The organism is Achromobacter sp. Bel, from assembly GCF_012928505.1.
Classification (GTDB): Bacteria; Pseudomonadota; Gammaproteobacteria; order Burkholderiales; family Burkholderiaceae_B; genus Achromobacter.
This window is the reverse complement of the sequence record NZ_JABBJN010000002.1, coordinates 202,384-226,614: the sequence shown is the minus strand read 5'-3', so window position 1 is coordinate 226,614 and position 24,231 is coordinate 202,384. Positions and strand designations below refer to the sequence as shown.

General features: G+C 64.0%; 23 protein-coding genes. 8 read left to right on the top strand and 15 right to left on the bottom strand.

The features are described from left to right. Window positions 1-33: 33 nt before the first annotated feature. Window positions 34-672 (bottom strand): glutathione S-transferase, encoded by a 639-nt coding sequence (locus tag HG262_RS02340; protein WP_169269498.1) that lies wholly within the window; start codon window positions 670-672, stop codon window positions 34-36. 3 nt (window positions 673-675) lie between these two features. Further along, the gene (locus HG262_RS02335; protein WP_169269497.1) at window positions 676-1,848 is read right to left on the bottom strand and encodes a PQQ-dependent sugar dehydrogenase; all 1,173 of its coding nucleotides are present in this window, start codon (window positions 1,846-1,848) and stop codon (window positions 676-678) included. Window positions 1,849-1,984: 136 nt separating this feature from the next. Between HG262_RS02335 and HG262_RS02330 the strand changes: the two genes are divergently transcribed. Beyond that, the gene (locus HG262_RS02330; RefSeq protein ID WP_169269496.1) at window positions 1,985-2,596 is read left to right on the top strand and encodes a glutathione binding-like protein; all 612 of its coding nucleotides are present in this window, start codon (window positions 1,985-1,987) and stop codon (window positions 2,594-2,596) included. 45 nt (window positions 2,597-2,641) lie between these two features. Here HG262_RS02330 and HG262_RS02325 read toward each other — a convergent pair whose 3' ends face one another. Beyond that, window positions 2,642-3,613 carry a LysR substrate-binding domain-containing protein gene (locus tag HG262_RS02325; protein ID WP_169269495.1) on the bottom strand — a complete coding sequence of 324 codons (972 nt, stop codon included), beginning with the start codon at window positions 3,611-3,613 and terminating at the stop codon, window positions 2,642-2,644. 120 nt (window positions 3,614-3,733) lie between these two features. On the opposite strand from HG262_RS02325, the gene HG262_RS02320 reads away from it, so the two are divergent. Genes HG262_RS02320 through HG262_RS02310 form a run of 3 tightly spaced genes read left to right on the top strand, consistent with a single transcriptional unit; the run spans window position 3,734 to window position 6,941 of the window. After that, the gene (locus HG262_RS02320; RefSeq protein WP_169269494.1) at window positions 3,734-4,711 is read left to right on the top strand and encodes a tripartite tricarboxylate transporter substrate binding protein; all 978 of its coding nucleotides are present in this window, start codon (window positions 3,734-3,736) and stop codon (window positions 4,709-4,711) included. 3 nt (window positions 4,712-4,714) lie between these two features. Continuing rightward, a complete protein-coding gene (locus HG262_RS02315; RefSeq protein ID WP_169269493.1) occupies window positions 4,715-6,196 on the top strand; it encodes a D-aminoacylase in 1,482 nt (493 codons plus the stop codon). A gap of 1 nt (window position 6,197) precedes the next feature. Beyond that, on the top strand, window positions 6,198-6,941 hold the full coding sequence (locus HG262_RS02310) for an amino acid racemase (protein ID WP_169269492.1): 744 nt from the start codon (window positions 6,198-6,200) through the stop codon (window positions 6,939-6,941). A gap of 119 nt (window positions 6,942-7,060) precedes the next feature. On the opposite strand, the gene HG262_RS02305 is transcribed toward HG262_RS02310, so the two are convergent. The 7 genes from HG262_RS02305 to proC form a co-directional block, all read right to left on the bottom strand. Further along, the gene (locus tag HG262_RS02305; RefSeq protein WP_054421987.1) at window positions 7,061-7,762 is read right to left on the bottom strand and encodes an ABC transporter ATP-binding protein; all 702 of its coding nucleotides are present in this window, start codon (window positions 7,760-7,762) and stop codon (window positions 7,061-7,063) included. Next, on the bottom strand, window positions 7,762-8,529 hold the full coding sequence (livG, locus tag HG262_RS02300; protein ID WP_006222166.1) for a high-affinity branched-chain amino acid ABC transporter ATP-binding protein LivG: 768 nt from the start codon (window positions 8,527-8,529) through the stop codon (window positions 7,762-7,764). The genes HG262_RS02305 and livG overlap by 1 nt, the downstream gene beginning before the upstream one ends. Continuing rightward, window positions 8,526-9,761, bottom strand: coding sequence for a high-affinity branched-chain amino acid ABC transporter permease LivM (locus HG262_RS02295; RefSeq protein ID WP_169269491.1), 1,236 nt, complete (start codon window positions 9,759-9,761; stop codon window positions 8,526-8,528). The genes livG and HG262_RS02295 overlap by 4 nt, the downstream gene beginning before the upstream one ends. After that, entirely contained in the window at window positions 9,761-10,687 is a 927-nt protein-coding gene (gene livH, locus HG262_RS02290; RefSeq protein ID WP_169269490.1) for a high-affinity branched-chain amino acid ABC transporter permease LivH, read from the bottom strand. The genes HG262_RS02295 and livH overlap by 1 nt, the downstream gene beginning before the upstream one ends. A 191-nt stretch (window positions 10,688-10,878) precedes the next feature. After that, on the bottom strand, window positions 10,879-11,994 hold the full coding sequence (locus HG262_RS02285) for a high-affinity branched-chain amino acid ABC transporter substrate-binding protein (RefSeq protein WP_169269489.1): 1,116 nt from the start codon (window positions 11,992-11,994) through the stop codon (window positions 10,879-10,881). A 443-nt stretch (window positions 11,995-12,437) separates the two neighbouring features. Continuing rightward, complete coding sequence (locus HG262_RS02280) at window positions 12,438-12,992, bottom strand: queuosine precursor transporter (RefSeq protein WP_169269488.1); 555 nt, start codon at window positions 12,990-12,992, stop codon at window positions 12,438-12,440. Next, window positions 12,989-13,822, bottom strand: coding sequence for a pyrroline-5-carboxylate reductase (gene proC / locus HG262_RS02275; RefSeq protein WP_169269487.1), 834 nt, complete (start codon window positions 13,820-13,822; stop codon window positions 12,989-12,991). Before proC ends, HG262_RS02280 begins: the two co-directional genes overlap by 4 nt. Window positions 13,823-14,016: 194 nt before the next feature. Between proC and ugpB the strand changes: the two genes are divergently transcribed. The 4 genes from ugpB to HG262_RS02255 all read left to right on the top strand — a co-directional run bounded on the left by ugpB (window position 14,017) and on the right by HG262_RS02255 (window position 18,420). After that, window positions 14,017-15,330 carry a sn-glycerol-3-phosphate ABC transporter substrate-binding protein UgpB gene (gene ugpB, locus HG262_RS02270; protein ID WP_169269486.1) on the top strand — a complete coding sequence of 438 codons (1,314 nt, stop codon included), beginning with the start codon at window positions 14,017-14,019 and terminating at the stop codon, window positions 15,328-15,330. 200 nt (window positions 15,331-15,530) lie between these two features. After that, window positions 15,531-16,412, top strand: coding sequence for a sn-glycerol-3-phosphate ABC transporter permease UgpA (ugpA, locus tag HG262_RS02265; RefSeq protein WP_006219636.1), 882 nt, complete (start codon window positions 15,531-15,533; stop codon window positions 16,410-16,412). 21 nt (window positions 16,413-16,433) lie between these two features. Continuing rightward, a complete protein-coding gene (gene ugpE / locus HG262_RS02260; protein WP_105558202.1) occupies window positions 16,434-17,285 on the top strand; it encodes a sn-glycerol-3-phosphate ABC transporter permease UgpE in 852 nt (283 codons plus the stop codon). Between the two features lie 46 nt (window positions 17,286-17,331). Further along, the gene (locus HG262_RS02255; protein ID WP_169269485.1) at window positions 17,332-18,420 is read left to right on the top strand and encodes a sn-glycerol-3-phosphate import ATP-binding protein UgpC; all 1,089 of its coding nucleotides are present in this window, start codon (window positions 17,332-17,334) and stop codon (window positions 18,418-18,420) included. Between the two features lie 95 nt (window positions 18,421-18,515). Here HG262_RS02255 and HG262_RS02250 read toward each other — a convergent pair whose 3' ends face one another. From HG262_RS02250 to HG262_RS02230, 5 genes are all read right to left on the bottom strand, one after another. After that, entirely contained in the window at window positions 18,516-19,259 is a 744-nt protein-coding gene (locus HG262_RS02250) for a MipA/OmpV family protein (RefSeq protein WP_348984355.1), read from the bottom strand. Between the two features lie 242 nt (window positions 19,260-19,501). Further along, a complete protein-coding gene (locus tag HG262_RS02245; protein ID WP_169269483.1) occupies window positions 19,502-20,602 on the bottom strand; it encodes a serine hydrolase domain-containing protein in 1,101 nt (366 codons plus the stop codon). A gap of 140 nt (window positions 20,603-20,742) precedes the next feature. Then, window positions 20,743-22,050 (bottom strand): ATP-binding protein, encoded by a 1,308-nt coding sequence (locus HG262_RS02240; RefSeq protein WP_169269482.1) that lies wholly within the window; start codon window positions 22,048-22,050, stop codon window positions 20,743-20,745. Then, window positions 22,043-22,744 carry a response regulator gene (locus tag HG262_RS02235; RefSeq protein WP_169269481.1) on the bottom strand — a complete coding sequence of 234 codons (702 nt, stop codon included), beginning with the start codon at window positions 22,742-22,744 and terminating at the stop codon, window positions 22,043-22,045. Before HG262_RS02235 ends, HG262_RS02240 begins: the two co-directional genes overlap by 8 nt. Window positions 22,745-22,965: 221 nt before the next feature. Next, window positions 22,966-24,093: a branched-chain amino acid ABC transporter substrate-binding protein gene (locus HG262_RS02230; RefSeq protein WP_169269480.1), complete on the bottom strand. Its 1,128-nt coding sequence runs from the start codon at window positions 24,091-24,093 to the stop codon at window positions 22,966-22,968. Between the last annotated feature and the right edge of the window lie 138 nt (window positions 24,094-24,231).

Here is a 24,231-nt window from a genome sequence, read left to right as displayed (position 1 = left end):
ACCGGCGGTCCTGTCGCCGCGGCAATTCCGCGGCTATTCCGTAGGCGCCGGAAAATTCCGCCGCAGGACCCGCGCCACGTTCGGCTCCAGGGCGGCTTCGCGTGCCACGGCCGTCAATGCCGGGCAGTTGGCGCCGAACCACGCCTGCCCGGGCCGCCAATGCGTCATGACGGTCACATACAGGTCCAGCGCCGAAAATCGGCGGCCCAACATATGGGGAGCGCCCGCCTGGCGCTCAAGTTCCTGCCACAGTTCCGCCCGCCGTGTATGCACGCGCTCGCGCAGCAAGTCTGCCGCCGCGCCTTCCGTGGTCCATTGCGGCGGATTGTCGCCATAGGTAAAGGTCGGATAGATGGCCGCCACCACGCGCAGCAACAGGTTCAGGAAACGCGCGCGCTCCGGCTTGTCCGGGCCGGGCGCCAGACCCGCTTGCGGCGCCACGTCATGCAGGTGCAGGATCATGGCCGCGCTTTCGGTCATGACCTCGCCGTCGGGCGTGATCAGCGTCGGCACCTGGCCCAGCGGGTTCAGATGCAGCAGCCGGTCGCGCTCGAGGCCCGGTTTCAAATACGGCACGTCCGTCAGCGTATGCGGCACATTGGCCAACGCCAGCGCCATCTCGACAATGGCCGAGCCGCAGCCCGCGGATCCGATCAGTTCATAGGTCTTCATCGCTCACCCTCCCGACTCCGCCGGCGCAATCCGCAGCAATTGGCCGGGAGAGGCGTCGGTCAGCACATACACGTACCCGTCCGGACCTTGCCGGACGTCGCGTATCCGGCTTTTGCGGTCCACCAGCAACCATTCCTGCCCCACCACCCGATTGCCGTCCAGCGTCAGGCGGATCAGATTCTGATTGGCCAGCGCGCCGATGAAGACCGAGTTCCGCCATGCTGGAAATCGGTCGGCGCTATAGAAGGCCATGCCGCTGATCGCGGGCGATTTGGCCCACCAGAACAGCGGCGGCTCGGTACCCGGCGCGGTTTCGCCCTTGGCCTCGGGAATCGGCTGCCCCGAATAATTGATGCCGTAGGTCGCCAGCGGCCAGCCGTAGTTCTTGCCCGGCTGGACCAGATTGATTTCATCGCCCCCGCGCGGCCCGTGCTCGTTTTCCCAAAGGTCCCCGGACCACGGATTCAGCGCCATCCCTTGCGGGTTGCGGTGGCCGTACGACCAGATCTCGGGCCGGGCGCCGGCCTTGCCGGCAAAGGGATTGTCGGGGGGCACCGAACCGTCGGCTTTCAGCCGCACCACCTTGCCCTGGAGCTTGTCCAGATCCTGCGCAGTCGGCCGCTGATTGTTTTCGCCCAAGGAGATGAACAGGTATCCCTTGCCGTCGAACACCAGGCGCGAACCGAAATGCAGGCCCGAGGACAGCTTGGGCGCTTGCCGGAACAACACCTTGAAGTCCTGCAAGCCCGTGGCGTCATCGGCCAGCCGCCCCCGTCCGACGACGGTGCCGCTTTTATCGCCATCGGATTCCGCATAGGACAAATACACGTAACGGTCGGTCGCGAAGTCCGGTGACAGTGCCACGTCCAGCAAACCGCCCTGCCCCGAAGCCGCCACCTTGGGTACGCCCGAGAGCGGCTTGGACAGTCCCCCCGGCGTGCGCAGCAAACGCAGGTTGCCGGGCCGTTCGGTGATGAGCACCCCGCCGTCGGGCAGGAAGGCCATCGCCCACGGGTGATCCAGACCGCCCACGACGGGCGTGACGCGGGCGGCCACCGAGGGCGGCTCCTGGGCGGCTCGCGCAGGCGCCGCAGCGTGGAAGGCGCCCACGACGGCCAGCAATGAGGATACGGCAAGGGGAATCGCGCGCGAGCTCGCGGCGGTGCGTGACGACATGGACATCTCCGGCGGCAACTGGGTTGAATGCGGGCACGGATGGCATGGCAAGATGGCGCGGCCCTGGCCGCGGGTGGCGTACCATAGCGCCCAGGGACGGGTGTCTCCCGTCCTTCCTCTCAGGAGACCCCATCACATGAAACTGTACTACATGCCCGGCGCGTGCTCGCTCGCTTCCCACATTGTCCTGGAGTGGGTCGGCAAGCCTTACGAGACGCACAAGCTCAGCCGTGACGAGCTCAAGGGTCCGGACTTTCTGAAAGTGAATCCGCTGGGCGCCGTACCTGCGCTGGTCGACGGCGACTGGGCCGTGACGCAGAACGCCTCGATCCTGGAATACATCGCCGAACAAGCCCCCGAGAGCAAGCTGCTGGGCGACGGCTCGGCGCGCTCGCGCGCGGAAGTGCGCCGCTGGCTGGGCTTCATCAATTCCGACATCCACAAGACGTTCTCGATGATCTTCGGCGCGTCCCGCTTCCTCGGCGACGAAGACGCGCAGAAAGAACTGGCGGGCTCGGCCTCGAAGCTGCTGACCAAGTTGTTCTCGCAGTTGAATGCGCAACTGGCCGGCAAGCCCTACCTGACGGGCGACGCGCCCTCCATCGCCGACGCCTACCTGTACGTCGTGCTGCGCTGGGCACATGCCAAGGAAGTCGACCTATCCGGCCAGGACAACCTGGCGGCGTTCTTCACGCGCATGGAAGCCGACAAGGGCGTTCAGGCCGCGTTGAAGGCTGAGGGGCTGTAGCGCCAAACCGGGCGGCTGGCGGCTTCCCGCCGCTGCCTTTCCGGTTCAACCTGCATCCGGCGCGCTGGCCGTCCCGCCGGTCAGCGACTCCCCTTCCAGGGTTTTCTTCACCGCCGCCAGGAAACGCCGAGCCAACAGCGGCGGCGCGCTCAGGTTCGAATGCGTGGCCCAGATCTCGACGCTGGCCTCGGGCTCGATAGGCCTGAGCACCATCTGCGCGGCCTGGTCGGGCGCCACGCACCACGCGTCCACCAGCGCCGGCCCAAGCCCCTGCTGCACGAACGAACAGGCCGTCACCGGGGAATGGACCTCAACCGCCGCCGCGCATCGCGGCCCGTCGCCGAAAAAGGGCTGCAACGCCCGTCCCAGCGGCGTGTCGCGCGGGTAGCCGATCCATGCGGCCGACGCGAAATCGTCCGGGCGCACCACATCATGGCTGGCCAACGGGTGCGACTTCGGCATCACGCAGACCACCGGCACCTGCGCCAGCCGGACCGACGTCAGGTTGGGATGATCGGGCGGCTGCATCGAGATGCCGATGTCCGCCTGTCCGGACAGGAAATACGCCGCCAGTTCGTCGAACGTGACGCTGCGGTAGTCCACCCGAGCATCCGCATTCCGCCCTCGAAATCGCTCCAGCGCCATCGGAACCAGGCGTTGACCAAAGCTGGCGCTGGCCACGATCTTCAGCATGCCCGCGCCCGACTGCCCCAGGCTGGCGGCAAGGTCGTTCACGCGCTGGATGCCGCCATACACCTGCTCAACCTCGGCGTACAGCCGACGCGCCTCGGCCGTAGGCGACAAGCGGCTCTTCACGCGTTCGAACAGGCGGTATCCCAGCCGGCTCTCGGTCAGTGCCAGCACCCGGCTGACGGCAGGTTGCGATACATGCAGCATCCGCCCCGCGCCGCTGATCGAGCCGGACATCATGATCGCCCGGAACACCTCGATCTGGCGAAGGTTCAACGGCCGTCCGGCACTGGGCCCGACCTCATCGGCATAGGCATCCGCATCCAAATTTCTTCCCCTTGATCGATAACGACGGATTATAGGATTGCCACATTTTTCGATGATGCAGCGCCGCAATGCGGGTGTAATCTGCGCCCCTCAACACAACAAAACAAGGGGAATACCACCATGCACCGCAATGTTTTCCGCACCCTCTCCGCGCTGGCCCTGAGCGCCTTGCTGATCGGCCCCGCCGCCGCCGGTCCCTATCCCGACAAACCCATCACGTTCATCGTGCCGTCCGCTGCGGGTGGATCGCCCGACGTGCTGTCGCGCCTGATCACCACGCAGTTGGCTCGCGACACCGGGGCGACGATGGTCGTCGAGAACCGCCCGGGCGCCGCCGGCAACATCGGCATCGCGCTGGTCAAGCGCGCCGCGGCCGACGGCTACACCGTGGGCTACGGCAACATCAACACGCTAGCCGTGAACCGCTCGCTGTTCAAGCGCCTGCCCTACGATGTGGACCAGGACCTGACGCCTGTTGCCCACATGTTCGACCTGTACAACGCGCTGATCGTGCCGGCCGATTCCCCGGTCAAGAGCGTGCAGGACCTGATCGAGCTGGCCCGCAAGCAGCCCGGCCGCCTGTCCTATGGCGCCTCGGGCGTGGGCACTACCGGCCACATGGGCGGCGAACTCTTCAAGAGCATGGCCAAGCTGGACGTGATGTTCATCCCCTACAACGGCGGCCCCGCCGCCATCCAGGATCTACTGGGCGGCCGCCTGGACTATCTCTTCGTCAACACCTCGGAAGCGGCGCCCCTGGTCAAGAGCGGCAAGGTCCGCGCCATCGGCGTCAGCAGCCTGAAACGCCTGTCCTTGATGCCTGACGTGCCGACGCTGGACGAATCCGGCCTGAAGGGCTACGAGACGGTCGCCTGGGGCGGCGTCGTGGCGCCCAAGGGCACGCCCGCCGACGTGGTGGCCACGCTGAACGCCGCTATCCAGAAGGCCTTGCAAGCCCCTGACGTGCGCACCGGCCTCGCCACGCTCGGCGCCGTCCCGGCTACCGGCTCGCCCGAGGACTTCAAGCAGCTGATCGATCGTGAAACCGCCAAGTGGCAGAAGATCATCGACACCGCCGGCATCGAAAAACTGGACTAGGCAATGACGGATCGCATCTTGCAGGCAGACTTCATCGTAGCGGGGGCCGCGCTTATCGACGGTTCCGGCGGACCGGCGCGTCAGGGTGACCTGGCCGTGCTGGGCGAACGGATCGTCGCGGTGGGCAGCTTTGCGCACCCCGCCGGCGTGCCGGTGATCGACGGCCGGGGCCAAGTCCTCGCCCCCGGTTTCATCGATTCGCATACCCACGACGACGGCTACCTGCTGGCGCATCCGGACATGCTGCCCAAGGTATCGCAAGGCATCACCACAGTCGTCACCGGCAATTGCGGGATCAGCCTGGCGCCGCTTGAGCGCGAAGGCATCCCGCAGCCGCTGGACCTGCTTGGCCCGTCCGAGCTGTTCCGCTTCGGCACGTTCCGCGCCTGGATGGACGCCCTGCGCGCCACGCCCCCCGCCGTGAACGTCATCCCCCTGGTGGGGCACACGACGCTGCGCGTCGCCGTCATGGACGACACGTCGCGCGCCGCCGACGACCGCGAACGCGCCGCGATGCGCGCTCTGATGCAGGAAGCGCTGGACGCCGGCGCCTTCGGCGTCTCCACCGGCACGTTCTATCCGCCGGCCAGCGCCGCGCCTACCGACGAGATCATCGACGTCTGCCGCCCGTTGAAGGACCTGCGGGAATCGGGTCGCCTTGGCCTGTACGCCACCCACCTGCGCGACGAAGCCGATCACATCGTGCCCGCCATGGAAGAAGCGTTGCTGATCGGCCGCGAACTTGACTGCCGCGTGGTGTTCTCCCACCACAAGCTGGCGGGCGAACGCAACCATGGCCGCACGCGCGAGACGCTGGACTTGATCAGCCGTGCAGCCGCCAGCCAGCCCGTGTGCCTGGACTGCCACCCCTACCCCGCCACCTCCACCATGCTGCGCCTGGACCGCGCGCGGCTCGCCAGCCGGACCATGATCACTTGGTCCAAGGGCTACCCCGAGGCCACCGGCCGCGATTTCAGCGAGGTCATGCAGGAACTGGGCCTGGACGACGAAGCCGCCGTCGCGCGCCTGGCTCCCGCCGGCGCGATCTATTTCCTGATGGCCCCGGCCGACGTCAACCGCATCTTTGCGCACCCGCTGACGATGGTCGGGTCTGATGGCCTGCCCTTCGATCCCCATCCGCACCCCCGCCAGTGGGGCACGTTCACCAATGTGCTGCGCACGATGGTGCGCGAGCAGCGGCTGCTGTCGCTGGAAGCCGCCATCCACAAGATGACGGGTCTGGCGGCCGCCCAATATGGAATCGCCAAGCGTGGACTGCTGCACGAGGGTTATCATGCTGACCTGGTGCTGTTCGATCCTGCCACGGTGACAGATGTGGCCACTTTTTCAGCTCCCATTCAGGCAAGCCAGGGCATCCACGCGGTGTGGGTCAATGGCAAGCAGGTATGGGACGGGGAACGGACTGGCGCTGAACGCCCGGGACAGGTCCTGACGCCCGGCGACGCATTACCTCGGAGTTTATAAAGTGAAGACGTTTTCCCAGGGCTGCTACCTGGGTGTATTGGGCGGCATGGGCCCGATGGCCGGTGCGGCTTTCGCCCTTCGCCTGGCGGCGCTGACGCCGGCCGCGATAGACCAGCAACACATCCCCACGCTGCTGCGCAACGACCCCCGAATCCCCGACCGATCCAGCGCCTATATGGCGGGCGGCGAAAGCCCCCTTCCCTCCATGGTCGACGGCGTGCGTTTCCTGGAAGCGTCGGGCGCGCAACTGATCGCCATTCCCTGCAACACGGCCCACCTCTGGTACGACGAGATCGCCGCGTCCACCGGCGTGCCCGTGCTGCACATCATCCAGGCGGTCATCGACGACCTGCGCCGCCTGGGCCTGCCGCGGGGCCGCATCGGCCTGATGGGCACCGCGGCCACGTTGAAGCTGGGGCTGTATCAGAAGCATCTTGAGGCCCAAGGCTACGCGTGCATCGTGCCGGACGACGAAGAAGTCGAGCGCTACTGTATGGGATCGATCCGCGCCGTCAAAGGCAACCAGCTGGAAGCCGCCTTCGCGCCTGCCGCCGAGTGCATCGCCCGCCTGAAAGCGCGCGGCGCCGACGCCGTGGTGCTGGGCTGCACCGAACTGCCACTGGCCGTGCCGCACGCGCTGCGCCCGAGCCTGGGCGTGACGCTGACGGACTCGATCGACGCGCTGGCCCGCGCCGCGATCGCGCACTACGAAGCCGACCAGGCCAAGCAACTGATCGCGGCGTGAGGGGTGACGCGCGCTGACGGTCTCGGCCATTTCCATGGACGTCGCGCGTGCCACCCGAAAAAAAAGCGCATCTTTCGATGCGCCCCAATTTCCCTTCGCGGGGAATAACGTTCTGAACGTCAGCCGCCCAGGTAAGCCTTGCGGACCTGATCGTTGACCAACAAATTAGCGCCCGTGTCCTGCAGCACGACACGGCCGTTCTCCAGGACATAACCGCGATCGGCCACGCCCAGCGCCTTGTTCGCGTTCTGCTCCACCAGGAACACCGTCACGCCTTGTTCCCGGATTTCGCGGATGATGTCGAAAATCTGAGCGATCACCAGCGGTGCCAGGCCCAGCGTGGGCTCGTCCAGCAGCAACAGGCGCGGACGCGTCATCAGGGCACGGCCAATGGCCAGCATCTGCTGTTCGCCGCCGGACATCAACCCGGCGCGCTGCGCCGAACGCTCTTTCAAGCGGGGGAACAAACCGTAGACGTGTTCGATACCCGCTTCGATTTCCGCCCGCTTGGAAAAAAAGCCCCCCATCATCAGGTTTTCGGCAACTGTCAGGTCCTTGAAGACACGGCGACCTTCCGGCGAAATGGCGATGCCATTGCGCATGATGTGGTGCGTATCCTTGTTGGTGATGTCCTCGCCTTCGAACGTGATCTTGCCTTCGCGTGCCCGGGGATTGCCGCAGACCGTCATCAGCAACGTCGTCTTGCCGGCGCCGTTGGCCCCGATCAAGGTCACGATTTCGCCTTTATTGACGTCCACCGACACCCCGTTCAACGCCTGGATGGCGCCGTAGTAGGTGTGTATGTTTTCCAGCTTAAGCATCATTCCTCCCCCAGGTACGCTTTGATGACGCGCTCGTCGTTGCGCACCTGCTCGGGGGTGCCGGTCGTGATGGGCTTGCCGTGCTCCATGACGAGGATACGGTCGGAAATACCCATGATCAGGCTCATGTCGTGCTCGATCAGCAGCACCGCGACGCCGAACTCGCGCCGCAGTTGGTCGATCAGCGATTGCAGATCGCGCTTTTCCTGAGGGTTCAGGCCAGCCGCCGGTTCGTCCAGCATCAGCAGGCGCGGCTTGGTGATCATGCAGCGCGCGATCTCCAGGCGGCGTTGGTGGCCGTACGCCAGATTACCGGCTTCGCGGTTGGCGAATTCCCGCAGGCCCATGAAATCCAGCCACTGCGCCGCACGCGACAGCGCGTCGGTTTCGGACTGGCGATAGCCCTTGAGCTTCAAGAGCCCCGGCAGCAGCCGGGACTCCACCTGGGTGTGTTGCGCCACCAGCAGGTTCTCAAGCACGGTCAACTGCTTGAACAGGCGCACGTTCTGGAACGTGCGCACCAGTCCATGCCGGGCGACCTTATGGCTGGGCAAGCCGGTGATCGGCTTGCCGTCCATGATGATGTCGCCCGCGGTCGGCGCGTAGAAGCCGCCGACGCAGTTGAACACCGTGGTCTTGCCCGCGCCGTTGGGGCCGATGATGGCGAAGACCTCGTCGGATTTCACTTCGAACGCCACGCTGTCGACGGCCAGCAGGCCGCCGAACCGCATGGTGAGCCCGGATACTTTAAGCAATGCCTCGCTCATTTAGACAGCTCCACGTGGGGACGCTTCATGGGCAACAACCCCTGCGGACGCCACATCATCATCAACACCATCACCAGACCGAACATCAGCATCCGGTACTCGGCAAATTCGCGCGCCAGTTCGGGCAAGACCGTCAGCAGGATGGCCGCCAGGATCACGCCCACCTGCGAACCCATGCCGCCCAGCACCACAATGGCCAGGATCAGCGCGGATTCGATGAAGGTGAAGGATTCCGGGTTCACCATGCCTTGGCGCGCCGCGAAGAACGCGCCGCCGAAGCCGGCAAACGTGGCGCCGAGGGTGAACGCGGACAGCTTGATGCGCGTGGGGTTCAAACCCAGCGAACGGCAAGCGATTTCGTCCTCGCGCAGCGCCTCCCAGGCACGGCCGACCGGCATGCGGATCAGGCGCGTCGACACGAACAGCGTGATCAGCGCCAGCAGCAGCGCCATCATGTACAGATAGATCACCATGTCCTGGTTCTGGAACGTCAAGCCGAAGAACTCATGGAACGTCGTGCCGCCTTCCGTGCTGGCGCGGCGCGTCATTTCCAGGCCGAAGACCGTGGGTTTCGGAATCCCCGAGATGCCGTCCGGCCCGCCGGTCAGCGTGTTCAGGTTGATCAGCAGCAAGCGGATCATTTCACCAAAACCAAGCGTCACGATGGCCAGGTAATCGCCCCGCAACCGCAGCACCGGGAAGCCCAGCACGAAACCGAACAAGGCTGCCATCGCGCCCGAGAACGGCAGCGCTTCCCAGAAGCTCCAGCCACCCCAGTGGTACAGCAAGGCATAGGTGTAGGCACCCACGGCGTAGAAGCCCACGAAGCCCAGGTCCAACAGCCCGGCGAACCCCACGACGATGTTCAGGCCCAGGCCCAGCATCACGTAGATCAGCACCAGCGTAGCGATGTCGACCGAGCTGCGTCCCGCGAAGAACGGCCAGACGACTGCGATTGCCAAGAGCAGCAGTGCAAGCCCTTTATGACTCTTGGCGGGCGCCGACGGCAAGGTCGGCAGCGCGGTCTTCAGCTTCTTGAACGGCGCAGCGATCCATGGGCGCAGCATCTGGAACACGAACACGACGGCCGCGGCAAGCGCCACCAGCCCCCAGTGCGATTCCATTGACGTGCGCGCACCCTGGCGGATCAGTTGCAGGCCGAACACCGGCGTAACGATGACCGCCGTCAACACGGCCGCCATCGTGGCGTTTTTAAGATTATTTTTCGACATCAGACTTTTTCCACCTCAGGTTTGCCCAGCAGCCCGGTGGGACGGAACAGCAGAATCAGGACCAGCAGCGAAAACGCCACGATGTCCTTGTACTGTGACGAGATATACGCGGCCGCGAAGGTTTCGGCCAAGCCCAGCAGCACGCCGCCCAGCATGGCGCCGGGGATGCTGCCGATGCCACCCAGCACCGCCGCCGTGAAGGCCTTGATGCCGGCCAGGAAGCCGATGAAGGGATTCAGTTTGCCGATGGTGATGGCGATCAGCACGCCGCCCACCGCCGCCAGGATCGCGCCCATCACGAACGTGAACGAGATCACGCGGTTGGTGTCGATGCCCAGCAGATTGGCCATATGCATGTCCTGCGAGCAGGCGCGCGAGGCGCGACCCATGCGGGAATACTTGATGAACAGCGTCAGCCCGACCATCAGTACGATGGTGACGACGATGATCATGATGCGCGAATACGGCACCGTCACGTCGAAATCGGACCCCATGTGGAACTGCACGGCGCCCGACACCAGCGAAGGCACGGCCATGTCGCGCGCGCCTTGGCCAAGCGCGACCCAGTTCTGCAGGAAGATCGACATGCCGATCGCCGAGATCAGCGCCACCAGGCGGGGACTGCCGCGTACAGGCCGGTAGGCCACGCGTTCGACGGAAAAGCCGTAGATGCCGGTCACGGTGATGGCGACAAGCAGCATGGCGGCGATGATGAACGGCACCGGCAAACCGCTATTGGTGCCGATGGACGTCAAGGTGACCAGGCCGACATAGGCGCCGATCATGTAGATTTCGCCGTGGGCGAAGTTGATCATACCGATGATGCCGTAGACCATTGTGTAGCCGATGGCAATCAACGCATAGATCGCGCCCAGGGACAATCCGTTGAAGAATTGCTGGGTAAGTTGGGGTATGAGGTCGGACATTATTTCTCTTGCTCCAAATGGTTCCGGCCCCGGTAGCGAGACCCGGAGCCGGAAACCTGGGCGTATTTTATAAGGGCCTGCCGTCAACTTATGCCGGCCGCACAGCGCTTTTGGCGCATCGCTACGCGGATTACGGCACAACGAGGACGACAGGCCCTACACGCCGGCACCGTGCCGGCGGGATCGCGAGTTTACAGCTGGGTCTTCTTGCCGTTCTTGTCCCATTTGTAAACGGCGAATTCGAAGTTCTTCAAATCGCCCTTGGCATCGTATTCGACCTTGCCGATGCCGGTGTTGAACGTGGTCTTGTGCATGTAGTCGGCCACCTTGGCGGGATCTTCGCCCACAGCGTTGATGCTGTCGGCCAGGATCTGCACGGCGGCGTACGCGGGCATCTGGAAGGCGCCGTCCGGATCGCGCTTGGCGTCCTTGAAGGCCTTCACGATGCTTTCGTTGCCGGGCAGCTTGGTGAAGTCGGCCGGCAACGTGACGAGCAAGCCGTCGATCGCCGGGCCGGCGATGGCCACCAGATCCTGGTTGGCCGTGCCTTCCGGACCCATGAACTGAACCTTCAGGCCCTGCTCGCGCGCCTGGCGCAGCAGCAGGCCGAGTTCGGGGTGATAGCCGCCGAAATAGACCAGATCCACGCCTGCGGACTTCAGCTTGGTGATGATGGCCGAGTAATCGCTATCGCCGACGTTGATGCCTTCGAACATGGCAACGTTCACGCCTTCCTTAGCCAGGGAATCCTTGACCTGGGTGGCCACGCCCGAACCGTAGGTCTGCTTGTCGTGCAGCACGGCGACCTTCTGCGGCTTCAGCGTCTTGGCGATGTACGCGGCGGCGTACGGGCCTTGCTGGTCGTCGCGGCCGATCGTGCGGAAGAAGTAATGCGGCTTGATGGTGTCCGTCACCAGCGGCGACGTGGCGCCCGGGGTGATGCCGACAATGCCCTCTTCCTCATAGACCTTCACGGCGGCGACCGTCACGCCCGAGCACGCATGGGCCACGGCGAACTTGGCGCCGGAGTTGACCACGCGGTTGGCGGCCGGCACGGCCTGCTTGGGTTCGCAGCCGTCGTCGATCAGGATCGGTTCGAGCTTCTTGCCCTTTACGCCGCCTTTGGCGTTGATGGTTTCAATGGCGGTCAAGGCGCCGGCCTGGATCTGGTCGCCGTATTGCGTGTTGGGACCGGTCATGGGCTGGGGAATGCCGATCTTGATCGTGTCGGCGGCGTGCGCGGCGCCAGCCAAGGCAAGTGCCCCAAGCGCCATGGCTACCGGGGTAAGGCGATTCAGAAACTTCATGCGGAGTTCTCCAGCGAGGTTTTGAGCGGCTCTGATCGAAACAGGTTATCGGGTGGGTACCCCGCAATCCGTTTCGCGCGTCGCCGGCTTCTTGGGCAAAAACACGGTGTGGCCGGTATTCTGGAAGCAAGCCGCCATACTGTCACTGCGTGTAATCCCCAATATTTTCCGGCCAACCTTTAATCGTGACGGATCAACGCGACAAACCCATGAATTCGCTGGAGAAAACGCAAATCTTCCTCAGTTTTCCAATAGTGTCAGGCAAGCAATTGTGCTTGGTCTGTTATATGAAAAATCATTAATACAGCGTTCGAAATCGCATTTAAATACAGTACTTACGCAGGCCTTACGGATAATGCCGTCGCGTTAATAAAAATGCGCGCATCCGGCGGAGGTATCCGCCACGATGCGCGCATTTTTTTTTGGCCCGGGCCGCGTTGCGGTCAGGCGTTGGCCGGCTTGGCCAGGTTCCACAGCAGCGCCCGGAAAGGCGCCAGCATGCTGATATTGACCGCGAGCTTGATCGCCAGGTCACCCATCATCCAGGTCGTCCAGGGTGCGCCGGTAGCGGCGAACGCCACGCTGAAGAACACCGCCGTGTCCAGGATCGCGCCCAACACGCCCGACACCAACGGGGCGCGCCACCAGCGCTGGTCGCGCAAACGGTCGAACACCTGGATGTCGACCAGTTGCGCGCAAATGTAGGCCAGGCCCGACGCCAGCGCGATACGCGGCGACGCCACCCAGAACGACACGACCAGCGCGGCGGCAAAACCGAACCAGACCACGCGGCGCGCGGCCCCCGGGCCGAAGCGGCGGTTCAGCACGTCGGTCACCAGGAATGCCACCGGATACGACAGCCCGCCCCAGGTCAGCCAGTCGTTCAGCGGCACCTGGACCAGGATGTTCGAGCCCACCACCACCACCAGCATGCACAGCACGGCAACGCCGAACTGCAGACGGCTCATGGCGGGAAAGCCCCGGTTTGCCACGTTCATTTGCCGAACTCCTCGGCCAGCTCGCGCGAACGGCGGGCCGCGGCGGCCATGGCATCTTCCACGATGCCGGCAAAGCCCGCATCGCCGAACGCGGCCAGGGCCGCGGCCGTGGTGCCGCCTTTGGACGTGACGCGTTCGCGCAGCACCGCCAGGGGTTCGGTGGACTCGGCGGCCAGCTTCGTCGCGCCCGCCAAGGTGCCTAATGCCAATTGCTTGGCCTGCGCTTCGGTCAGCCCGACTTTCAAGCCGCCCGCCACCAGGGCTTCCAGGAACAGGAACACATAGGCCGGGCCGCTGCCCGACAGCGCGGTCACGCCGTCCAGCGCGGCATCGTCCGCCACCCAGACCACCTGCCCCACGCTTGCCAGCAAGGTGGCGGCCAGTTCGCGGTCGGCCTCGCCCACGCCGTCCAGCGCGGCAAGACCCGTGATGCCCGCGCCCACCAGCGCCGGCGTATTCGGCATGCAACGCACCAGGCGCTTGAACGGCGCGTCAGGCGAACCCAGCCAGCCGGCCAGCGTGTCGGCCCGAATCCCCGCCGCAACGCTTACCACCAAGGTGTCGTCCTGCAACCACTGACGTGTGGAAGCCACAACGTCTTTCATGTTCTGTGGCTTGACTGCGAACACCCATACGCGACACCGCGCCAGGGCCTCGCCGGGGGCCGTCCCGGTGGTCATGCCGCGGGCCTGCCAGACGGCATGCCCATCCTGGTTTATGTCAATGACATGGATGTTCCCGGCGGGGCATACTTTGCCAGCCAGTCCGGATGCCAAAGCGGCCGCCATATTGCCGCCGCCAATGAACGCAATCGAAAGTTCGTTTTTCATAGCCAGGCATTGTAGACGGTCAGCTTCGTTGGGGAAAAAAAAGAAAATGTTCGTTCGCGCCTAAAACGCGCAATTTGACAGGCGTTTAGAGTGATGTGAAAGTCACGGTTTTGTCACAAACAATTCATAAGGTGTCGTGTTTTCTGTGCCCGGACAACCCGGTCGCAACACGCCCAACTGGAGGAAACCTCACCATGCGATCCCATCGTATTGCTTTAACCTTCGCCGCCATCATGACGGCTTTCGCAGGCGCCTCCGCGCATGCCGCCACCGAGATCCAGTTCTGGCACTCGATGGAAGGCGCCCTGGGCGACCGCGTGAACGGTCTGGTGGACGAGTTCAACAAGAAGAACCCTGACTACCAGGTCAAGGCGATCTACAAGGGCAACTACGGTGAGTCCATGAACGCCGGCATCGCCGCGTTCCGCGCCGGCAATGCCCCGGACATCCTCCAGGTGTTCGAAGTCGGTACCGCCACCATGATGTACGCCAAGGGCGCCATCAAGCCGGTGCAGCAGATGTCCGAAGAAGTCGGCAACCCGATCGATCCGAAGGAATTCATCGGCGCGGTCGCGGGCTACTACTCGTCGGCCGACGGCAAGCTGGTGTCGATGCCCTTCAACAGCTCGACCGTGGTGTTCTATTACAACAAGGACGCCTTCAAGAAGGCTGGCCTGGACGCCGACAATCCGCCCAAGACCTGGGAAGAACTGGCCGCCGCCGGCCAGAAATTGAAGGCCGCCGGCCAGGAATGCGGCTACACCACCTCGTGGCCGTCGTGGGTCCAGCTGGAAACGTTCTCGGCCTGGCACAACGTGCCGTACGCCACCAAGGACAACGGTTTCGGTGGCCTGGACGCCCGTATCGCCATCAACACCCCGCTGCACGTGCGCCATCTGGAAAACCTGGCCAAGCTGGGCAAGGAAGGCATCTTCATGTACGGCGGGCGCGGCGACGAGCCGAACTCGCTGTTCATCAGCGGCAAGTGCGCCATGATCACCGGTTCGTCCGGCCTGCGCGCCAACATCGCCAAGAACGCCAAGTTCGAATTCGGCACCTCGACGGTGCCCTATTACGCCGACGTGCAAGGCGCCCCGCAGAACACCATCATCGGCGGTGCTTCGCTGTGGGTCTTCGCCAACAAGAAGCCGGAAACCTACAAGGGCGTGACCGCGTTCTTCAAGTTCCTGGCCAGCCCGGAAATCGCCGCCCGCTGGCACCAGCAGACCGGCTATGTGCCGGTCACCAAGGCTGCCTACGAACTGACCAAGAAAGCCGGCTTCTATGACAAGAACCCGGGCACCGAAGTCGGCGTGAAGCAGCTGAACGTGGAAACCACGGCGCAATCGCGCGGCCTGCGCCTGGGCTTCCTGCCGCAGATCCGTGAAATCGAAGACGCTGAAATCGAACGCATCGTGTCCGGCAAGGTCGCGGCCAAGGACGGCGCCGAGAACATCGTCAAGCGCGGCAACGAGTTGCTGGAGAAGTTCGAGAAGAGTGTAAAGTAACGCCCTTTCCGGGACGCCGCCTGGCGCATGTCGACTCGCATTTTCCATGCAATGACAAGCACTTAGCGGCACCACCGGTTGCAAGCGCAAGGCTTAAAGCCCTGGTTTTTTTAGGGCTTTAAGCCTATCGTATTTTTATGAAAGCGGTTTCAAGCGGCGGTTAATCCAACCGCCGCTTTTCTGTACCTTGGGTTCCCCCTATGGAAAAACGCGTTGTATTCGGGCACAAGACCTTGCCCTATCTGCTGCTTCTGCCGCAGCTGATCATTACCGTGGTCTTCTTTTTCCTGCCTGCCGGACAAGCCATGTGGCAGTCCATGCGGCTGGAAGATGCCTTCGGTCTGTCATCCGAGTTCGTCGGACTCGACAACTTCATGGAACTGTTCTCGCAACAGGCCTACCTCGATTCCTTCCGCGTCACCGCCGTCTTCTCAGTGCTGGTGGCAGTGGTGGGTCTTGGCGTGTCCTTGCTGCTGGCCGTCATGGCTGACCGCGTGATCCGCGGCGCAGGACTCTACAAGACGCTCTTGATCTGGCCCTACGCCGTGGCGCCCGCCGTCGTCGGCGTGCTGTGGCTGTTCATGTTCTCGCCTTCCGTCGGCATCCTGGCGGTTGCGTTGCGCAAGTCCGGCGTGGACTGGAACCCCCGGCTGGATGGCAACCAGGCGATGATGCTGGTGCTGGTCGCCGCTGTGTGGAAGCAGATCTCGTACAACTTCCTGTTCTTCCTGGCAGGCCTGCAATCGATCCCGCGTTCGCTCATCGAAGCCGCCGCGATCGACGGCGCAAGTCCGGCCCGCCGCTTCTGGAGCATCGTGTTCCCGCTGCTCTCGCCCACCACGTTCTTCCTGCTGGTGGTCAACATCATCTATGCCTTCTTCGACACCTTCGCAGTCGTGGACACCACCACGCAGGGCGGTCCCGGCACGTCGACCTCGATCCTGGTCTACAAGGTGTATAGCGACGGCTTCCGCGGCCTGGACCTGGGTTCGTCCGCGGCCCAGTCCGTTGTACTGATGTTCATTGTGGTTGCCTTGACGGTCGTACAGTTCCGGTACGTCGACCGCAAAGTGCAGTATTGATTTTGTTCGAGGCTGATAACAATGGTTGAACGCCGTCCCTGGCTGGATATTCTGGCCCACGTCATTCTGCTCTGCGGGGTGGCAATGGTGGCATTTCCGCTTTACATCACTTTCGTCGCGTCTACTCAGACGGCGCAGGAAGTGGCGCAAGCGCCGATGTCGCTGATTCCCGGTCCGCACTTTGTCGATAACTACATGCAGGCGCTGTTCGGCGGCTCGTCCGGCGGTTCGTCGGGTGCGCCCGTGGGCCGCATGATGTATGTCAGCCTGATCATGGCGCTGTCGATTTCCATCGGCAAGATCGCGATCTCGCTGCTGTCGGCTTTCGCGGTCGTGTACTTCCGCTTTCCCGGCCGCATGTTCTTCTTCTGGATGATCTTCGTCACCCTGATGCTGCCCGTTGAAGTCCGGATCGCGCCCACCTACAAGGTGGTGGCGGACCTGGGCCTGCTCAACAGCTACGCTGGCCTGACGCTGCCGCTGATTGCGTCGGCCACGGCCACGTTCCTGTTCCGCCAGTTCTTCCTGACGGTGCCGGACGAGCTGATCGAAGCCGCGCGCATCGATGGCGCGGGCCCGGTGCGTTTCTTCTTCGACGTGCTGCTGCCGCTGTCCAAGACCAGCATCGCCGCCCTGTTCGTGATCCAGTTCATCTATGGCTGGAACCAATACCTGTGGCCGCTGCTCATCACCACCCAGGAAGACATGTACCCCGTCGTCATCGGCATCAAGCGGATGATCAGCGGCGGCGACAGCGTCACCGAATGGAACATCACCATGGCCACCGCCATGCTGGCCATGATTCCGCCGGCGCTCGTCGTCATCCTGATGCAGAAATGGTTCGTCAAGGGTCTGGTCGACACTGAAAAATGACCCCCACGCCGCGCCCACCCGAACACGACTCCGAACACGAATAAACATGGCTACTCTCAGCTTCCGCAACGTCAAGAAAACCTACGCCGGCAACGTGCCGGTCATCCATGGCATCGACATGGATGTCAAAGACGGTGAATTCATCGTCATCGTCGGCCCGTCGGGCTGCGGCAAATCCACGCTGATGCGCATGGTCGCCGGCCTGGAATCCGTCACCAGCGGCGACATCGTGATCGACGACAAAGTCGTCAACACGCTGGAACCCGCCGAACGCGATATCGCAATGGTGTTCCAGAACTACGCGCTCTACCCGCACATGACCGTGTTCGAAAACATGGCCTACGGCTTGAAGATCCGCAAGTTCTCCAAGGACGAGATCAAGAAGCGCGTAGACATCGCTGCGCAGATCCTGGAACTGGGCCATCTGCTGGACCGCCGTCCGCGCGCGCTCTCCGGCGGCCAGCGCCAGCGCGTCGCCATGGGCCGCGCCATCGTGCGCGAACCCAAGGTGTTCCTGTTCGACGAACCGCTGTCGAACCTGGACGCCAAGCTGCGCGTGGCGATGCGCCTGGAAATCATGAAACTGCATCGCCGCCTGGGCACTACCAGCCTGTACGTGACGCACGATCAGGTCGAGGCCATGACCCTGGCCCACCGCATGATCGTCATGTACCAAGGCGTGCCCGAGCAGATCGGCACCCCGATGGAAGTGTTCGAAAAGCCCGCCTCGACGTTTGTGGCGGGCTTCATCGGCTCGCCCCCGATGAACCTGATGGAAGTGCAGGTCGCCGGCGACGGCACCGTGCAGACGACCGACGGCCTGGCGCTTGAGATCTCGCCGTTGCAAGTGCCAGCCCAGGTGCGCGGCCGCAAGATCATCATGGGCATGCGCCCCGAGCACATGCTGCTGAACACGCAAGGCGTGCCGGCGGAAGTTGAAATGGTCGAGACGCTGGGCTCCGAGCAACTGGTCCACTGCCGCTGCGGCAAGACCACGCTGGTGGTGCGCTGCACCACCCGCCAGTTGTCCGAGTCGTCTGCCAAGGTGACGGACCGCGTCAACGTGGGCCCGGACGGCCGCCACCCGTTGCACTGGTTCGAAGCCGACACGGGCCGCCGCGTCCAGGGCCTGTAAGCCTTTCTGCGCATCCGGGAAGGAACCGGCGGCCAAGCGGTTGCACGGTTTCTTTCCAAACTCGCTGCCTGCCGGCGGCGAGTCCCCTCCCCGCCTCAATACGTGTACGTCACCATCGTTCCGATGGTGTACTGGTTCCGGTCTTTCACGATCGGGCTGTCTGCCGCGTCACCAAACAGCCGGCGCGCCTCGGCCGCGACAGTCCAGGACCAGGACTGGCTGACCGGCAGCGTCCAAGTCGCACCCAATCCCATGCTCTCCAGGCCGCCTTTGGGGTTGTAGCGGCGATAACCCGATTTTCCCGATTGCCGGTCGCTGACCCCGTACCACGTGCGCATGTAGTTACCGTCGCCCAACGTGCCGCTCAACGCCAGCGACACGGAACCGGCTGAACCTTCGTACACCGTCGTGCTCGCGCCCAGATTGAACATCGTGTAAGCGCTGCCCACATCTCGGTCGTCGCCCTTTTTGAACGCGTGCGCCACTGTCGCCGACAGCACCACGGGCCCTAGCGCGGTCTCGGCGTCCATGCCGATCTGGGCACGGCTTTTGATGTCGCCCATGCCGCGCAGCTTGTCCGAACCCTGGAAGCCCTTCTTGTGGTCCTTGCGCGACGCACTGGGCGCCACATAAAAGCGGAAAGTGCTGTCCAGCGCCTGCGTTTCCCAACCCAGGCCATGGTCGGTGCTCAGGAAAAACCCGTTGGGGCTGCGCACGCCCAAACCAACGATCGGCACGACGGAACTCTCGTCGCTGCCGCTGTACCGCGGCGCATAGCCCACGCCGGCCGTGCCGTAGAAGGTCCATTGGCCTTCCGGCCGCTCGTCACCGGTCGCCACCGTCAAACCCCGAGAGCTCGCGCCCCGCTGTCCATAGACTGAACTGGCATCCGCGACTGACAGATCGGCGGCGACGGCGGGCAGACCCGGGGCCGCAGCTAACAATGCTGCCGCGGCGGCACGGCGCGGGGCAAACGACAAACGGGGAAATCGCTTCATAAATGCATCCAGGAAACGAGGTTGATGAACGGAGCAGGCTCAGCGCGCCTGCGAGGCGCAAAATATTTGATGTCGGCCGGGGGTTAGTCGAGGCCGGTGCCTTGCTTGGCCTGTCGCATCAAGTGCATCGCCAGCGTCGACACAGACGCCACCAGAGGCTCGCCCGTATCCGCATTGCTCATGACCAACACGGCAAGCTTGTCTTGCGGGGCCAACAGATATCGGGCATGAAAGGCTTCAGTGGCGCCACTGTGCTCGTGCAGCGGAGCGCCGCCTACGATGTCCTCGCCGCAGGGCGCGGCCAGCCATGACAGGGCCAGGCGGCAACTCAGGTCCAGACTGGCGCCGGATACCGTTTCCAGGTTCAGGACGGCGGTGGCGGATTCATCCTTCAGCACGCGCGCGCCCCGATACACGCCGCCCGCGAACAACATGCTGGAAAACCGCGCCATTTCGGAGGTGCTCATCCATAGCCCGTCGGCCGCCTCGTTGGGCTGCGGGCCTTCAGTCCAGGGAACGCCACGGCGATAGCCCGCCGCGCGCAACTCAAGCATGCGAGCGTTTGCCCGGTACCCCGCTCGCGGCATGTTCAGCGGTTGCAGGATCGTGCGCCGCACATAGTCGTCCAGTGGTTCACGAGCCACATGCGCCACCATGTCCCCCAGCAAGGCATAGGCCATGTCGGCGCGGGCGCGGCCCATCGTGTCTTCCAGCGTGGACGGATGCAGGGTCAGCAGGTTGCGCGCGGTGTAGGGATCTGCCCCCATCCACTGCAGGGCGTTGCGGCGCGGTTCGACATGCCATTCGGGCAGGGACTGTCCGGCCGGCGCATCCAGCGGCAAGCTGCCGTCATCCGCGGCACGCAAGACGCCTGCCGCTGTGACGAGCTTGCTGATGGCGCCCACCCGGTACAGGGTGTCGCCGGTTGCGCCGCGATGTCGAACGGGATCCGCGTAGCCGAAACCCGTGCTCCAGACGATGCGCTGGTCGTCCACGATGGCGATCGACAGGCCAGGCACCTTGTGCTTGCCCATGTCGTAAGGAATGCGGGCTTCCAGATAGCCCAGAACCGCTGCGTAGTCGCCTTTTGCGACGGTGGGCGCCGCCGCCGGAGGCAGATGCTGGCAGCCGCCGGCCGCGACCAGCAACGACCCGATGGCGACGAGGCGGCTAAGGGAAAACATGGCAGGCGGCAAACCCTCTTCAAACAGAATGCCGTCATGCTATCCACGTGCCCAAGTCGGATCTTTCCCGCTTTGTATGGAGTTTGTGAAGATTCGGAGCGCGCTTTGTGAAGTTTCTTTACGCCTGCACGCAGCGGGCGTCAGACCGCCTTCCAGCTGACCACGAAACGTGCGCCACCCAAGGGGCTGTCGGTGGCCAGCGCCGTGCCGTTATGCCACCGCGCCACCCGGCTCACGATGGCCAACCCCAACCCGGTGCCGCCCGTGCCGCGGTCGCGGCTTTCGTCCAGGCGAATGAACGGCTCGAAGATGCGTTCGCGGTCGGCGGGCGGCACCCCAGGCCCGTCGTCATCCACCGTCAGTACGTATTCCTGCGGGGCCGGGCTGATCAGACTGACCTGCACTCGCCCGCCAGCGTGGCGGATGGCGTTCTGCAGAAGATTCAGCAGCGCCCGCGTCATGTAGCGCTGGTGCAGCCGCACTTCGGTCAGGTCGCACCGCGACACGGCGCAATGCACACCCGAGACGCCGGCCTCGTACGCCGCATGCTGGACGACGGAGTCCAGCCACCCGCGCGCGTCCTGCGCCCGCAGCGCGACGTCGTCGTTCTTGTGTTCCAGGCGGGCGTACATCAGCAGTTCGGATGCCATGCTGTCCAGTTCCGCCACGTCGTTCTTCATTTCCTCGACCAGCCGCTTGCGCGCTTCGGGGTCGGCTTCGCGATCGATCATGTCCAGTTCAAAGGACAGGCGGGCGATCGGGGTGCGCAGTTCGTGCGACACGGCATTGGTCAGGTCACGCTGGTTGCTGATCAGCGCGCCGATGCGGTCGGACATCTGGTTGAATGTCTCGCCCAGGTTGCGGATGCTGGAATGGCGCGACAGCCGCGCCCGCGCCTGCAAATCGCCCTGCCCCATCCGCTGCGCGGCAGTCTTCAGCGCCTCCAGGTCACGCCAGATGGGCAGCGCCCAGACCAGCATGAACGCGCACAGCAGCAACCCCAGCGCGGAATAGATGCCGGCGATCACCCACGGGCCGATCGGCGGCTCCGGAGGCAACTTCACTTCGATCCACTGTGCCCCCGGCCCGGGAATGGCGGTCACGAACGTCATCAGTTTGTCGCGCAGGAAAAAGCCGCCTTCGGCGATCGTCTTGCGTTCTTCTTCCGTCAGTTGATAGCTTGCGGCCTCGTAGTCCGCGGGGTCCAGCACTTTCAGCCCCAGGCCGTAATGCGGCGCCAGCGCATCGCGCACATAACTGGCGCGCGCCTCTGGTGCGACCCGCCCTACTTCCTGGGTCAGGCTGTGGAGTTGCCCCCGAACAGCTTCGCGCGCATACGCCGCATTCACCGGCTCGAAGAAGTAATTCGCGGTGCGATCCACCACTTCGTTGGAGATGACGAAACCGATCGCCATCACCACGAAGAGCCGCAGGACGAACTTAAGCATCGCCGCCCTCGTGCGCCTTGGGCGAGAACAGATAGCCCTTGCCCCACACGGTCTTGATGCGCGCCGGATCGCGCGGGTCGTCGTCCAGTTTGCGGCGCAGCTTGCTTACGCAGACATCCACGCTGCGGTCCAGCCCGTTGAATTCAATGCCCCGCACGGCATTGAGCAAGTCGTCACGGGTCAATACCTGGCCGGCCTGGCTGGCCAACGCCCAGAGCATCTCAAATTCCATCGTCGTCAGATCGACTTCGACGCCGGCATGGACGACGGCGCGCGTGCGCCGGTCGATGGTCAGCGGCCCGAACTCCAAGTGCTCCGGCGGCTCGTCCAGCTGGTTGTGGCGCCGCATCAGTGCACGGATTCGCGCAAGCAGCACGCGGGGCTCCACGGGTTTGATGACGTAATCGTCAGCGCCGGACTCCAGGCCCAGGATCTGGTCCAGATCGTCCTCGCGCGCGGTCAGCATCAAGATGGGCGCGGACGAAAATGCGCGCAGGTCGCGGCACACTTGCAGCCCGTCCCGGCCGGGCAGCATCAGGTCCAGGATGGTGATCGCCGGCTCGTGGCGGCGGAACGCTTCCACGGCATGGTCGCCACGGTAGGCCTGGGCGACGTTGAACCCGTGTTGCTCCAGGAACTGCGCGATCAGGCGCGACAGCTTGGGATCGTCTTCGACTAATAGGGCCTTGGTCATAATGTGCGGACAAGAGTAGGTCTAGGGGCCGCTGCGCTTTCGCGGGCGGTGGTCCGGCCGTTCGACACCGCAATGGCGGTCCGGTTCCCGGCTGGTGGCGCTCAAATGCAAAAACCGGGCCGGAAGTCTGTGGCTTCCGGCCCGGTGGTCATGCGGACGCTTGCGGGTCCGCATCCGATGCCGCAGGCGATAGGGCCTGTCGCCCTAGGCCTGCTGCGGCATCACTTGTAGACGGTCTTGGAACCATCCTTGTGCCAGGTGAACACGTCGAACGAGAAGTTCGTCAAGTCGCCCTGCTTGTTCCACGACACCTTGCCGATCGGCGTATCGAAGGAATTGGCATGCATGTACTTGGCGACCTTGGTCGGGTCGTCCGAACCCGCGCCCTTGATGCCGTCCGCAATGACCTGGGTAGCCGTGTAGGCCGTCATCTGGAAGGCGCCGCCGGCGTTGCGCTTCTTGGCTTCGAAAGACTTGACGATGTCGGCGTTGGCGGCGTTCTGGGTGAAGTCGGCCGGCAGCGTCAGCAACATGCCCTCGACGGCGTCGCCGGCGATGGCGTTGATGTCCGGGTTGCCCGCGCCTTCCGGTCCCATCCACTTGGCCTTCACGCCTTGCTCGGCTGCCTGACGCAGGAGCAGGCCCATTTCCGGGTGGTAACCGCCGTAGTAGACGAAATCGACGCCTTGGCTCTTCAACTTGGTGATCACGGCCGAATAGTCGCTGTCGCCGGCATTGATGCCTTCGAACACTGCGACCGGCACGCCGCCCTTCTCCAGGTCATTCTTGACGGCCGTGGCGATGCCCTGGCCATACGACTGCTTGTCGTGCAGCACGGCGGCCTTCTTCGGCTTGATCTTCTCCAGCACGAACTTGGCGGCGGCGGGACCTTGCTGGTCGTCGCGGCCGATCGTGCGGAAGATGAACTCGTAGTTCTTGCCGTCCGTCACGGCCGGCGCCGTGGCCGACGGCGTCACCATGACGACGCCTTCATTGTTGTAGATGTCCGCGGCGGCAATGGTCGCGCCCGAGCACACGTGGCCCACCACGAATCCGATCTTGCTATTGACGACGCGATTGGCGGCGACCGGGCCCTGCTTGGGCTCGCAGCCGTCGTCGATCACAACGGTTTCGAGCTTCTTGCCATTCACGCCGCCAGCGGCGTTGATACGCTCGACAGCGGTGTCGACGCCTTCACGGACCATATCGCCATACTGGGTGACGGCGCCGGTGGTGGGACCCACCACGCCGATCTTGATGGTTTGCGCTTGCGCTCCCGCCGCAAACGTCAGGCCAGCGGCGACGCCCAGCGCCGCGATGACCGGGGTCAGACGAAATACTGGCTTCATGAGTGGACTCCTCTAATCGCTTGTAATCGTTGGTTTTTGAACCGGGCGGACGCCGGAAACCGATGTGGTCACGCCCCGTTACTGTGCATGTGCACGGCAAGCATACACTGAAAAATCCCTGTATTTGGAGCCCATCCG

Bases quoted from the DNA above. Each gene is read 5' to 3' on its own strand.
- HG262_RS02285 (WP_169269489.1), bottom strand. From the start codon at position 11,994: ATGAAGTTTCTGAATCGCCTTACCCCGGTAGCCATGGCGCTTGGGGCA.
- HG262_RS02305 (WP_054421987.1), bottom strand. From the start codon at position 7,762: ATGCTTAAGCTGGAAAACATACACACCTACTACGGCGCCATCCAGGCG.
- HG262_RS02230 (WP_169269480.1), bottom strand. From the start codon at position 24,093: ATGAAGCCAGTATTTCGTCTGACCCCGGTCATCGCGGCGCTGGGCGTC.
- HG262_RS02280 (WP_169269488.1), bottom strand. From the start codon at position 12,992: ATGAACGTGGCAAACCGGGGCTTTCCCGCCATGAGCCGTCTGCAGTTC.
- ugpE (WP_105558202.1), top strand. From the start codon at position 16,434: ATGGTTGAACGCCGTCCCTGGCTGGATATTCTGGCCCACGTCATTCTG.
- HG262_RS02330 (WP_169269496.1), top strand. From the start codon at position 1,985: ATGAAACTGTACTACATGCCCGGCGCGTGCTCGCTCGCTTCCCACATT.
- livG (WP_006222166.1), bottom strand. From the start codon at position 8,529: ATGAGCGAGGCATTGCTTAAAGTATCCGGGCTCACCATGCGGTTCGGC.
- livH (WP_169269490.1), bottom strand. From the start codon at position 10,687: ATGTCCGACCTCATACCCCAACTTACCCAGCAATTCTTCAACGGATTG.
- ugpA (WP_006219636.1), top strand. From the start codon at position 15,531: ATGGAAAAACGCGTTGTATTCGGGCACAAGACCTTGCCCTATCTGCTG.
- ugpB (WP_169269486.1), top strand. From the start codon at position 14,017: ATGCGATCCCATCGTATTGCTTTAACCTTCGCCGCCATCATGACGGCT.
- HG262_RS02340 (WP_169269498.1), bottom strand. From the start codon at position 672: ATGAAGACCTATGAACTGATCGGATCCGCGGGCTGCGGCTCGGCCATT.
- HG262_RS02255 (WP_169269485.1), top strand. From the start codon at position 17,332: ATGGCTACTCTCAGCTTCCGCAACGTCAAGAAAACCTACGCCGGCAAC.
- HG262_RS02335 (WP_169269497.1), bottom strand. From the start codon at position 1,848: ATGTCGTCACGCACCGCCGCGAGCTCGCGCGCGATTCCCCTTGCCGTA.
- proC (WP_169269487.1), bottom strand. From the start codon at position 13,822: ATGAAAAACGAACTTTCGATTGCGTTCATTGGCGGCGGCAATATGGCG.
- HG262_RS02320 (WP_169269494.1), top strand. From the start codon at position 3,734: ATGCACCGCAATGTTTTCCGCACCCTCTCCGCGCTGGCCCTGAGCGCC.
- HG262_RS02245 (WP_169269483.1), bottom strand. From the start codon at position 20,602: ATGTTTTCCCTTAGCCGCCTCGTCGCCATCGGGTCGTTGCTGGTCGCG.
- HG262_RS02240 (WP_169269482.1), bottom strand. From the start codon at position 22,050: ATGCTTAAGTTCGTCCTGCGGCTCTTCGTGGTGATGGCGATCGGTTTC.
- HG262_RS02295 (WP_169269491.1), bottom strand. From the start codon at position 9,761: ATGTCGAAAAATAATCTTAAAAACGCCACGATGGCGGCCGTGTTGACG.
- HG262_RS02315 (WP_169269493.1), top strand. From the start codon at position 4,715: ATGACGGATCGCATCTTGCAGGCAGACTTCATCGTAGCGGGGGCCGCG.
- HG262_RS02235 (WP_169269481.1), bottom strand. From the start codon at position 22,744: ATGACCAAGGCCCTATTAGTCGAAGACGATCCCAAGCTGTCGCGCCTG.